Origin of the sequence: Gracilimonas sp., assembly GCF_014762685.1 — a bacterium.
Lineage (GTDB): Bacteria > Bacteroidota > Rhodothermia > Balneolales > Balneolaceae > Gracilimonas.
This window is the reverse complement of the sequence record NZ_JABURM010000005.1, coordinates 395,989-408,557: the sequence shown is the minus strand read 5'-3', so window position 1 is coordinate 408,557 and position 12,569 is coordinate 395,989. Positions and strand designations below refer to the sequence as shown.

Below are 12,569 nucleotides of genomic sequence, written 5' to 3'. Positions count from 1 at the left end.
GCTCTTACAATAGAAATATAATTTCTAAACGTATTAATCATCAAATACACAATTAACGAGAGAGCATAACTATCTCATAAGATTCAAATACTATCTAATTATCATACCTGTATTTGAATGTTAGAATTAATATTAAAATCAACAAGGAAGAACTATATGACCTACAGATACAAACCGGACACGGTGCAAGCTGTGTCTCCTTCGAAAAACAAATTATTAAGTGTAGTGAGCAGGGTATGGCAATTAGCATGCCTTTTTTTATTTATGTTCGGCATTACCGCCGTTTCATATGCTCAAATAACTATTAACGGAACAGTGACTTCTGTTTCTGACGGAGAGCCTCTCCCCGGTGTAACAATACTGGAGAAAGGCACCGATAATGGTACCAGCACCGACGCCAACGGAAACTATGAGATCGCAGTTTCAAATTCTGAAGCTGTACTGGTGTTTAGCTCAATTAGTTTTCAAACTCAAGAAATTGTAGTTGGTAACCGAGAAACCATTAATGTGCAACTCGCAGAAGATATACAGCTCTTAGAAGATGTCGTTGTTGTGGGGTACGGTGAACAAGATCGTAAAACATTAACAAGTGCTGTTTCTTCAATTTCTTCTGAAGATATTGCCAATACTCCTTCGGCCAGTACCGATCAGCTCATGCAAGGTCGAGCCGCAGGTGTACAAGTAAGTGCCAATTCTGGTACCCCCGGTGGAGGGATTTTTGTAAAAATCCGCGGAACCTCGTCTATCTCAGGTGGAAGCGATCCTCTTTACGTTGTTGACGGAATACCAATCCAAACCGGTAACTTTGGTTTAGGTCTTGGTGGTGAAACAACCAGTGCCCTTGCCGATATTGCTCCATCAGATATTGAATCTATTGAAGTATTGAAAGATGCCTCTGCTACTTCTATATATGGAGCTCGTGCAGCAAATGGTGTTGTTTTAATAACAACAAAACGTGGCGGATTTACAGAACCTCGTGTGAACATTAACATGTACAGAGGAGTTGAAGAGCCCGTTAATATGCCTGACCTCGTAAGCGGATCGGAATTTGAAATGCTTATGAATGAAGCTGCAGCTAATAATGGAGAGCCTGAACCTTATGCGAATCCATCCAATACTACCAACACTAACTGGGCAAACCAGGTTTTCAGAACGGGAATTGTTCAAAACTATGATATATCAGTAAGTGGCGGAAATGAAGCAATTAAATATTCTGTATCTGGTTCAGCATTTGATCAGGATGGAGTTGTAAAGCCGGCTACTTATACCAGAAACAGTGCCCGGTTAAACCTTGATATTCTCGCCTCTGAAAAACTAACTTTTGGAACCAGCACTACCTATTCCTACTCGAACCGTAATCGGGCTCGTAATAACGATAATATTACAGGTGTTTTGGGTGGAGTTTATTTTTTACCAACAAATCTGCCTGTGTATGACAATGATGGTAACTATACTAAATTCAGTATTTTTGAAAATCCTGTTGCAGCAGCCAATGAAGTAGATTTCAATATGGATGTTAACAGGCTCATCGGTAATGTTTTTGCAGATTATGAGTTTGTGCCAGGTTTAACTTTCAGAACCAGTTGGAGTTTAGATTATAACCAGATTAAAGAAGATCGCTATGACAATACACTGCTGAATAACGGATCTGCAGTAAACGGAAGTGCTCTTTCAACCGTAGCTATAATTCAGACATGGACCGGTGAAAACACGCTGAGCTACCTGCTCGACGTTGGATCTAACCACAGCTTTAGTGCCCTATTAGGTACCAGTGTTGAAGAATCCACTTTTGAGCGAACTACTGCCGAAGGTGAGCAATTTCCAAGTAATGACTTCAGAAGAGTTCAGGATGCCGCAGTGCAGTCTGCTTCCTCATCAGGAACAAGTTGGGGAATTGCATCTTTATTCGGACGTTTGAAGTACGAGTATGATGGTAAGTATCTTGCAACTTTTACTGTTCGTAGAGATGGTTCTTCACGATTCGGTGAAAATAATCGCTGGGGTACTTTCCCCTCTGCAGCTTTGGGATGGGTTGTCTCTGAAGAAGATTTCTTCACTATTGACCAAATTTCTGAACTGAAACTTCGTGCAAGTTACGGCATCACCGGTAATCAAAGTGGCATTAACAACTTCCAGGCCCGTGGCCTTTGGGGGGGAGAAAGTTATGGCGACAGTCCCGGAACAAGTCCTGACCAGCTTGCCAATCCTGATCTTAAATGGGAAACAACCAAACAACTTGATATCGGTATTGACATCGGGTTATTTGATGACCGTCTAAACATTGTTTATGACTACTATGACAAGAAAACAGAAGACTTGTTGCTTGCCGTACCCGTACCAATGTCTACAGGTTTCAGTGAGCTTGTGCAGAACTTTGGTGAAGTAGAAAATAAAGGGATGGAACTTGGTATTGCCGCAGATATCATCCAAAATACTGATATGAATTGGAACGTAATGTTCAATATTGCAGGTAATCGTAATAAGATTACCAAACTTGCAGCGCCATTCAATGTATATAACCGTGACATCTATCGCTATGAGGAAGGAATTCCAATGTATTCTTTCTACTTCCATGAGCAGATCGGAGTAGATCCCGATACCGGTGAACCAATCTTCACTGATGTTGATGGTGACGGTACTTTCAATCCTAATGTGGACAGAAAGATCGTTGGAGATGCAAATCCTGATTTCTTTGGAGGAATTACCAACAAAGTTAACTACAAAGCATTCGATTTTTCCATCTTCTTCCAGTACAGTTACGGAAATGATCAGCTTCACTGGAACAGATTTTTCCAGGAGCACGGAGGAACTCGTAATACCGGTTACTTAAGCTCTCAGTTAGATCGATGGCAACAACCCGGAGACCAAACAATGGTTCCGCGTATGACAAGTTCTAACTATGCCGGTAACTTGCGCCCTTCACGTTTTGTTGAAGATGGTTCGTACATGAGGCTCAAAAATGCCACTTTAGGTTATTCAGTTCCTGTTGAGATACTTGACAAACTAGGCGCAGGAATCTCAAGTGCCCGAATATATGTAACCGGGCAAAACCTGTTGACCTTTACCAACTACAGTGGTTTAGATCCTGAAGTTACAGCAACTGCTACCTCGCCCTTAACCCGGGGTATTGAGTTTTATACCATGCCACAGGCACGGTCTATCATGGGCGGTATCAACATCTCATTTTAATTGAAAATATTATTGATCATGAAAAACTTTAAAAAATATCTACTTATTACATTGGTGGCAGCGGTAGGTTGTGATGTATTAGATCAACAACCGCAAACAGCAATATCGGACGAAATTGCTATAAGGGATCAAAAAAGTGCTCAAGCAGCTCTTAACGGTCTTTATAGTCAAGTTCAATCAACTGATTATTACGGGAGTAACCTGCAGATTTCGGGTGACGTTTCTGCAGACATCTCGCAAAGTATTGGTACCTGGGATTTCTACCGGGAAATGGATACCTATGTAACCTCAGCCGGTAACCTGGAGGTCCGTAATATGTGGGAGCAAATGTATTCCACAGTAAATCACGCAAATAATATCATTGCTGAATTACCAAACGTTGATGACATACCACAAACCGTACGTGATCAAATACTTGGTGAAGCCTACTTTATTCGGGCTCTTGCCTTTTTTGATCTGACTCGTACTTTTGGTGGTGTTGAAGGTGTTTATGGTGAGCAGGGAATACCTCTTGTAACCACTCCTTCTCGTCAAATCGACGAAAGCAGTTTTCCTTCTCGAGCTTCCATTGCGGATTCATATCAACAGGTACGAGATGACCTTGAAGAAGCAGAAACTCTTTTGGCAACAGCAGGGTTTTCCACACCTAATCGTGCTTCTGATGCATCAGTTAAAGCTTTACTTTCAAGATTGGATCTTTACACTGAAGATTTTGAAGGAGCTGAAAGCTACGCTACAGAAGTTATTGAAAACTATGGATTCGACCTTGTTGAAGATTTTGCCAGTATCTTCGCTAATGAAAATACAGCTGAAGCCATCTTTGAATTAACATATAATACTACTGACGGTAACGATATCCGTTTCTGGTATTTCCCTTCAAGTGGTGGTGGTCGTGGCGATATTGCATTGCACGAAGATTTTGTGAATATGGTGAATTCGCGGTCAGATGATGAGCGAGGAGACCTTATCGGTTTTGACTCAAATGTTGGCGCTTATTATTCTACCAAATATTCAAAAGCCGGTGGTGATGATAATATTCAGATTCTCAGGCTTGCTGAAATGTATCTGAACAGGGCTGAAGCTCGCGTACGTAAGGCTACTCCTGATTTTTCAGGAGCCGTTTCTGATCTTAATGAGATCAGAAACCGTGCAGGACTTGCAGATACACTTGTAACCAGTGTGGATGCCAATGAAATCTTAGGAGCCATTGAGCATGAACGCGGTATTGAGTTCATTCAGGAAGGCCATCGCTGGTATAACTTGGTTCGCACCGGAAATGCCCTAAATACTCTTACCAATATTGACCGACTAAACGGAGATCCTGTATCACTTACCGATGCCGGCCGCCAGGTTTTTCCTATTCCATCCAGAGATATAGATGCGAATGAAAACCTTGAGCAAAATTCTGCTTACAATTAATCTGTAAATCAGCCTATTAATTTAAAACCCCGGCATTTAATAGCCGGGGTTTTTTGTATATAATACCAGCCTATCTGTTTCTGTGATTTTCATTCACATTTTTTTACGCGGACCCGCTGTATTTTTTTATACATTAATCGTATCCGCCTTATAGCAAATCTTTAATAAAATTAGTTATCAATGACACAACAAAGCTACAAACCAAAATTAAGTGCTTACATCTTTATAATAGCACTCATGTTTATATGGGGATTTTCAACATCAGTTCAAGCTCAGATTTTTGGACATGGTGAAGAAATTTCTAATCCAGATTACGAAGAGTCTTTATTTCAAGAATTAGAATATCGAAACATCGGGCCTTTTAGAGGCGGTCGTTCAGTTGCAGTTACCGGCCATCAAGATCACCCACATACATATTATGCGGGCTTTACCGGCGGTGGTGTTTATAAAACCACAGATGGTGGAAACAACTGGTATAATGTATCAGATGGATATTTTAAAACCGGATCGGTGGGTGCAATTTCTGTGGCCCCTTCGAACAGTAATGTGATTTATGCCGGGATGGGTGAAACCTGTATCCGTGGTAATATGTCAGCCGGTGATGGAATGTACCGCTCTGTTGATGGCGGAAACAGCTGGGAACATATCGGCCTTGGTGATTCTCACTTCATAGGTGAAATTGTAGTTCATCCTGACGATGAAGATGTAGCATGGGTTGCCGTAATGGGCCATGCTTTTGGAAATGAAGGCAACACCGAAAGAGGTGTTTTCAAAACCACAGATGGTGGTGAAAATTGGGAACGAGTACTTTATCATAATGAAAAAACCGGTGCCGTTGATATAGAAATCGATCCAAATAACCCAAGAATTTTGTACGCTTCCATGTGGGAGGCTTACCGTAATGCATGGGAAATGTCGAGTGGTGGTGAAGGAAGTGGACTCTACAAAAGTGTGGACGGTGGCGAAACCTGGGAAAATATTTCTCAACGACCGGGACTGCCAAAAGGCATCAAAGGTAAAATTGGAGTGGCAATCTCTCCTTTGAATTCAGACCGTGTATGGACTATTATCGAAAGCCAAAACGGTGGTTTATTCCGCTCGGATGATAGTGGAAAAACCTGGCAAAGAACCAGTGCAGATCGTAATCTTCGCCAGCGTGCCTGGTATTATACTCACGTAGTTGCAGGTACAAAAGATGAAAATGAAGTATATGTATTGAATGTGAGTTTCCATAAATCAACAGACGGTGGAAGCAGTTTTGAAAGAATAGGCACACCTCATGGTGATCATCATGATTTATGGATCTCTCCAACTGATCCTGAACGTATGGTTATTGCTGATGACGGCGGTGGGCAAGTAACATATAATGGCGGAAAAAGCTGGTCTTCATATCATAAATATGCAACAGCTCAATTTTATCAGGTGATCACAGATAATCAATTTCCTTACCGAATATACGGTGCACAGCAGGATAACAGTACCGTTGGAATATTGAGCCGAACAGCAGGCAGTGGCATCACTGAAAGAGAATGGGCTCCTGTAGCCGGTGGCGAAAGCGGATATATTGCCCCCGATCCTGACGATCCCAATGTAACTTACGGCGGTAGTTATGGAGGTTACTTTAATAAGTTTAATGACTTTACTAATCAAAGTGACCGTATTGACGTGTGGCCGGATAACCCCATGGGTGCCGGTGCCGAGGATCTGAAATATAGATTTCAATGGACCTTCCCAATTTATATTTCCCCTCACAACTCCGACATATTGTATGCAACTTCTCAGTATGTACACAGATCTACTGATGAAGGTATGAGTTGGGAAACCATCAGTGATGATCTTACCCGAAACGATAAATCTAAACAAGGTGAATCGGGCGGACCGATTACAAAAGATGACACCAGTGTAGAATACTACAACACAGTATTCACCTTTGCTGAATCACCTATCCAACCGGGTGTATTATGGACAGGAGCAGATGACGGACTGATTCACGTCAGCCGAGACAATGGCGAGACCTGGAATGAAGTGACTCCAAACGGCATGCCGGAAGCTATGGCAAGTATTATTGACCCTTCTCCGCATGATCCGGGAACTGCTTATCTGGCAGCTAATCGTTATAAATTCGACGATTTCTCACCCATGCTTTATAAAACAACAAATTATGGACGAAGCTGGACGGAAATAACCAACGGTATTCCTGAAGGAGATTTTACCCGGGTAATTAGGGAAGATCCTAACAAACAAGGACTGCTATATGCAGGAACAGAAACCGGATTGTATGTTTCCTTCAATGATGGAGACAAATGGCAACCACTTCAGTTAAACCTTCCTAATGTACCTATAACTGATTTGAATGTTCATAAAAGGGACAAAGATTTAATTGTAGCTACTCAAGGTCGCTCTTTTTGGGTTCTTGATGATCTGGCGGTATTGCATCAACTCAGTAATGACGTCAAAAATTCTGACTACCACCTTTTCAAGCCCGAAACTACCTATTTATTCGGAAGACATACCGAAGTAGAGCCTGGAGAAACATTCGGCGAAAATCCTAAAGACGGTGTAGTCGTTTATTACAACCTCAACAATGTACCTGATGCCGAAGTTAAGCTTCAGTTTGTTGAGCCTGAAGGTTCAGTAATTCGAACATTTTCCAACAAGGAAAACCTGGAAGGCAAACCGGTTAAAGAATCTGAAGAATTTTATGAAAAAGAACATAATGTTCCTTCTGATGTTCTGACAACTAAAGAAGGAAATAATTCTTTTGAGTGGAATATGAGATATCCAGGAGCTACAGATTTAGACGGGCGTCAAATCCTGTGGTCCGGCTCTACTATTGGTCCCCGAGCCGTCCCCGGTTCTTACGAAGTTCGCTTGCTGGTGGATGATGAAGTAGTGGGAAGCCAAACTTTTGAAATAACAAAAGATCCACGCATCGAAACTACTCAAGAAGACTTCCAGGCGCAGTTTGATCTCCACCAGACCATTATTGCCAAGCTGGATACGACTCATAAAACCATTAACAGAATCCGTAAAGTACGTGATGAAATTAATGACGTGAAAGCTGATTTTTCAGCTAATACTGAAATTCAGGAACGGGCAGATGCCATGCTGAAAGTTTTGGAAGAAGTAGAAAGTGAGTTAATGCAAACCAAAGCAGAATCATATCAGGATGTATTAAACTTCCCTATCAAGCTTAACAACAAATTGGCTTCTTTAGCCAGTACTGTTGCAACCGGAGATGGTCGTCCGACACAACAGCAATATGAAGTTTATGTTGATCTTGCTGCTCAAATAGATGAGCAATTTGAGCGTATTGCCCCAATTTTTGAAGGAGAATTACCGGATTTAATTCAGGAGATAGAGCAACGCTCCATTCCTATAGAAAATTGATTAACTAAGTTATAAAATTAGAAAAGCAGTGATAAGAAATTATCACTGCTTTTTTTATGTATTCTTTTCCTAACAGTCTATAACTCAATGCGCACCGGCAGCATTTAATAACTCAACCACCTGATCGTGATGATGTGTTATTGCCTGATCTTTAGCTGACCAGCCCCTGTCATCATGTACGTCAACATCTCCACTGTGCTCTATCAAAAACTGAACAATGTCATAGTGGCCATTTGTAGATGCCCAATATAAAGCTGAAGTCCCGCGATTGTCTCTATGATCTACTTCAGCTCCATGTTTAACCAAAAACTCAACAATATTTTTATGGCCATGCTTAGCTGCTTTCAGTAATGCTGTACGGTCATGATGGTCTTTTGTATTAACATCAACTCCGTCACTTAGCAACCCTGAAATGATTTCAAAGTCGCCGGCTTCTGCGGCTTCAAGAAATGTTTCTTCGTTCATAACGTATATCCTCCTTAACTGAGATTTTAGATTGGCATCTGTATTGTAATTTGCAGGTGTTCAAATGTCAAATTAGAAATACAAATCTATTTTGAAGATTGGATGAACAGGAAAATTCAAAGACATAAAAAAACCCGATATCCAAATCAAAGAGGCATGTTTAGAAAGCTACGTCTTTATATTACCTTTTAAGGATACCGGGTATAAACTACTTTCATACATAAAGACGAATAACAGACGAAATAGTTTCGCTTTTATTGTAAAAAAAATAATTCTTTAAAATAAATTAAGCTGAGAGCCGGTACTGCGAACAAAATGTTCGGTTGTTAGATAGCGATTTTGCTCATTTAACCCCAATTTCTTGGTTTGTACCTTAAAAAGGTCTGAAATTTGTTTCGCAAAATTTCCTTCCCCCTTCATCCGGGTTCCCCATTCGTAATTATTCAATTTTCCATCCCTTATATCCATAATCTTCCGCAGAACTTTCTTCTTTCGATCAGGATAATGTTGCCCCAGCCATTCCACAAACATATCCTTAACCTTATAAGGCAATCGAATAATGGTATAGCCGGCATGGGAAGCCCCGGCTGCGGCTGCCATTTCCAAAATATCGGCACATTCATGATCAGTGAGGCCCGGAATAATGGGAGCTACATTAACCCCAACAGGAATCCCAGCATCCGCCAGTTTACGGATTGCCTCCAATCTGCGCTTTGGTCGGGAAGTCCTTGGTTCCATTACCCCCGTTAAGTCGTTGTCTAAGGTAGTAACCGAAATTGTAACACTTACACAGTTGTAGTCATTTAACTCACACAACAGATCAATATCACGTGTAATTAGATGATTTTTAGTAATAAGTCCCACGGGGTTTCGAAACTCTGCCAATATCTTAAGACAACCCCGGGTCAGCTTTAACTCTTTCTCTACGGGTTGATAGATATCCGTTACCCCGCTCATTGCAATCACCTGAGGCTTCCACTTGGGGGAGCTGAGCTCTTTCTTTAACAACTCGGGAGCATCATATTTCACCACAATCTTTGATTCAAAGTCCAACCCCGATGAATATCCCAAATACTCGTGATAAGGCCGCGCATAACAATAAATACAGCCATGTTCACACCCTCTATACGGGTTTATGCTGGCATTGAATCCAATATCCTCGCTCTTGTTATAAGTGATTACTGATTGGGTAGCATCCCGTATCAGCTGAGTTTTTGGAGCCGGCTTTTCCCCGGTTTCCTCATCCAAATCATAATCAATATAATTTCCCTCAAACCGGTTTACTGGATTATCTGATGCCCCTCTCCCCCTCAATGGGTTTTGTGAATCTGCCATGTCCTTCCTTATTTATATTACATATATTACACATATAATATAATGATTCATGCATGACAACAAAAACAAAAAAAGCCCTGCCAAATAAATTCAACGAAGGTTGAGCATTATTGAAATAATTTTCATTTCGGGCAGGAGATATTTTTCAGGGTTTCATCCCAACAAGCTCGATTGCCGTTATTATATCCTGGAGCTAAAATTGAACCTGTGTTTGCTTCTGTGTTGTAACTAATTATTGCCGTTTCACCTGAAGAAACATCCCTATAAATGGCTTTTTTAACTGTCCCGTCAAAGTTAAATTCTATGATATCCCCCATATTGTCATTTCTGTCGCTGGTTACTTCCAGGTCAACAGATTCAATATTTTCATTTCTCTCCCATGTTATCAGCGAAACCTGTTCATAGTCTTCAGCTGTAGGATTATAGTACATCCATTTACCCGAAGTACCTAAAAAATCAGACCTTCCCTCAAAAAAAAGTGCATCTTTAAGGGGAGGAGCGGTTGCAGAATTCGTAACAAAAAATCTCCATGTTACATCATTGTTGGGATTTGTTTTGGCGGTTATACGAACTCCGAAATTATCTCCCCCGGCCTCAGTCGAATAATTCCATTCCCATTCTCCAGCCGATATGTATTCCGGGTTATGTCGCTGTGCAGCCTTAACTAAGGTTCGCGGTATGGCCACATTGAGGTCCAAAATGGCTTTCATAACCGTTGCTGCTTTTGTAGCTACAGCAAAATTTGATTCTCCTGATGCCGTGGAATTACTGGCCTGTTTATCCTTTATCTCTGAAAAATCCACTTTCATCGATTCCTCGGAAGGCATTACAGGTGAAACAGGAGACATATCACTGCTCTTTTTAAAACTATGACACGACACGGAGAACAATAAAACAGCTATTATCACACTAATAAACCTGGCTGTTACTGAATTCATGGTTTGTTAAAGGATTGATTTGTATTCAATCCTTTAACTTTCCAATGGCCGGGTTGTTCCTCTTTCCTAAAGTTATTTAGGATGTACTTTTTCTCCTGCTACCCATGTTTGCAATACCTCGATTTGCCATATTTCAATCGCGGGTACTTCAAAGAAATCTCGGTCAATAACAATGAAATCAGCCCATTTACCGGGTTCAAGTGTTCCAAGAATATCTTCCTGATGTGCAGCATAAGCGGCATCGATGGTGAAAGATTTGAGCGTTTCTTTACGGCTTAATGCTTCATCAGGATACCAGCCTCCGGGAGGGTTTCCTTCATGATCTTGCCGTGTTACTGAAGAATATAATCCATAAAAAGGATTGGAATGTTCTACCGGGAAATCGGAACCATTGGCAATTAAGGTACCCTGATCTAAAAATTTCTGCCAGGCGTAACTCCCCTTTATTCGTTCAGACCCAACCCGGTCTTCAGCCATATTCATATCACTGGTGGCATGAGTAGCCTGCATGGAAGCAATAAGATTCAGCTCTTTGAAGCGAGGAATATCCTCCAGTGAAACAATTTGAGCATGTTCAATTCGGTGCCGTAATCCCTGGTCACCAAATTCTTCCCGGGCCATTTCAAAAGCATCGAGCACTACATCATTGGCGCGGTCACCAATGGCATGTATATTTGTTTGATACCCATTTGATACAGACTTCTTCACCATCTCATTCAGCTCCTCCTGTTCATAAAATAGTAACCCCCTGTTTCCGGGATCATCTGAGTAGGGTTCCTTCATAGCTGCGCCCCTACTTCCCAATGCGCCGTCAGCAGAAATCTTTACACTGCGAAGAGCCAATCGATCATCGGCATAAGAATTAATGGGACCCGCTTTGGAAAGTTCATCGAAAGCTGTCCCGGTTCCACGTATCATAGCATAAATTCGAGTGGTCATTTTTCCTGAATCCGCAAATTCTTTGTAGAGGTTCCACGTATCAATCCCAATTCCGGCATCATGAACGGAGGTAAGACCCATTTTGGCCATTTGATCAAGCGCTTTTTCCAAAGCCAATCGCATTTCTGTTTCAGTAGGTTCCGGAACAATTTGGTTTATATAGTTTTCTGCCGCATCCACAAAAACACCGGTGGCATTGCCCGCTCGGTCACGTATAACTTTTCCGCCTTGTGGATCAGGAGTTTCCTTACTAATGCCTGCAAGTTCCATGGCTTTAGTATTAGCCCAAGCCGCATGTCCGTCAACTCTTGTTAACCAAACAGGACGATCATCCACTACTTTATCTAAATCAGCGGCTGTAGGAAATTCATTTTCCGGCCATAGCGTTTGATTCCACCCTCTTCCCTGAATCCATTCCAATTCCGGATTGGCTTCAGCATAAGCTTTGATAGTGTCCAAAGTTGCTTCAAGAGTATTGATTCCGGACAAATTTACATTCAGTTCTTGATAACCTAGTCCCATTACGTGTCCATGGGCATCAATCAGCCCCGGAAGTACCGTTTTTCCTTGCAGGTCTATCACCTCGCCAACTGCTGATTTTTCAGAGAGTTCACTTCCTCCTATTTCCCGGACTTTCCCATTTTCAATAATCAGCGTTTCAAAAGTAATCAGGGAATCTCCCAGAAGAGTATATCCATTAGCATTCACAAACGTCTTAACATCTTCGTTATTAGTGCAACTCGCTATTGTGACAGCTAAAGCAAATAAGGTTATTAGTAGTTTTTTCATATTAAGTTTTTGATTAGAATTTCTTGAATATAAGGAAAGCCCTGCGTTTTGATAACTTTTAAGGCAGATATCTTATGAAGTTTATTAATGTTGTGTAATAATCCC

General features: G+C 41.3%; 7 protein-coding genes. 3 read left to right on the top strand and 4 right to left on the bottom strand.

Going from position 1 to position 12,569, the window contains the following annotated elements:
• Positions 1-156: 156 nt before the first annotated feature.
• The 3 genes from HUJ22_RS01925 (at position 157) to HUJ22_RS01915 (ending at position 7,998) form a co-directional block, all read left to right on the top strand.
• A complete protein-coding gene (locus tag HUJ22_RS01925; protein WP_290872941.1) occupies positions 157-3,189 on the top strand; it encodes a TonB-dependent receptor in 3,033 nt (1,010 codons plus the stop codon).
• An 18-nt stretch (positions 3,190-3,207) separates the two neighbouring features.
• On the top strand, positions 3,208-4,608 hold the full coding sequence (locus HUJ22_RS01920; protein WP_290872938.1) for a RagB/SusD family nutrient uptake outer membrane protein: 1,401 nt from the start codon (positions 3,208-3,210) through the stop codon (positions 4,606-4,608).
• Between the two features lie 180 nt (positions 4,609-4,788).
• A complete protein-coding gene (locus tag HUJ22_RS01915; RefSeq protein ID WP_290872935.1) occupies positions 4,789-7,998 on the top strand; it encodes a glycosyl hydrolase in 3,210 nt (1,069 codons plus the stop codon).
• Between the two features lie 84 nt (positions 7,999-8,082).
• Here HUJ22_RS01915 and HUJ22_RS01910 read toward each other — a convergent pair whose 3' ends face one another.
• The 4 genes from HUJ22_RS01910 to HUJ22_RS01895 form a co-directional block, all read right to left on the bottom strand.
• On the bottom strand, positions 8,083-8,463 hold the full coding sequence (locus HUJ22_RS01910; protein ID WP_290872932.1) for an ankyrin repeat domain-containing protein: 381 nt from the start codon (positions 8,461-8,463) through the stop codon (positions 8,083-8,085).
• Positions 8,464-8,739: 276 nt separating this feature from the next.
• Positions 8,740-9,798 carry a PA0069 family radical SAM protein gene (locus HUJ22_RS01905; RefSeq protein WP_290872929.1) on the bottom strand — a complete coding sequence of 353 codons (1,059 nt, stop codon included), beginning with the start codon at positions 9,796-9,798 and terminating at the stop codon, positions 8,740-8,742.
• Positions 9,799-9,920: 122 nt separating this feature from the next.
• On the bottom strand, positions 9,921-10,646 hold the full coding sequence (locus tag HUJ22_RS01900) for a hypothetical protein (RefSeq protein WP_290872926.1): 726 nt from the start codon (positions 10,644-10,646) through the stop codon (positions 9,921-9,923).
• 162 nt (positions 10,647-10,808) lie between these two features.
• Complete coding sequence (locus HUJ22_RS01895) at positions 10,809-12,464, bottom strand: amidohydrolase family protein (protein ID WP_290872923.1); 1,656 nt, start codon at positions 12,462-12,464, stop codon at positions 10,809-10,811.
• Positions 12,465-12,569 lie beyond the last annotated feature (105 nt).

Bases quoted from the DNA above. Each gene is read 5' to 3' on its own strand.
- HUJ22_RS01895 (WP_290872923.1), bottom strand. From the start codon at position 12,464: ATGAAAAAACTACTAATAACCTTATTTGCTTTAGCTGTCACAATAGCG.
- HUJ22_RS01925 (WP_290872941.1), top strand. From the start codon at position 157: ATGACCTACAGATACAAACCGGACACGGTGCAAGCTGTGTCTCCTTCG.
- HUJ22_RS01905 (WP_290872929.1), bottom strand. From the start codon at position 9,798: ATGGCAGATTCACAAAACCCATTGAGGGGGAGAGGGGCATCAGATAAT.
- HUJ22_RS01915 (WP_290872935.1), top strand. From the start codon at position 4,789: ATGACACAACAAAGCTACAAACCAAAATTAAGTGCTTACATCTTTATA.
- HUJ22_RS01900 (WP_290872926.1), bottom strand. From the start codon at position 10,646: ATGTCTCCTGTTTCACCTGTAATGCCTTCCGAGGAATCGATGAAAGTG.
- HUJ22_RS01910 (WP_290872932.1), bottom strand. From the start codon at position 8,463: ATGAACGAAGAAACATTTCTTGAAGCCGCAGAAGCCGGCGACTTTGAA.
- HUJ22_RS01920 (WP_290872938.1), top strand. From the start codon at position 3,208: ATGAAAAACTTTAAAAAATATCTACTTATTACATTGGTGGCAGCGGTA.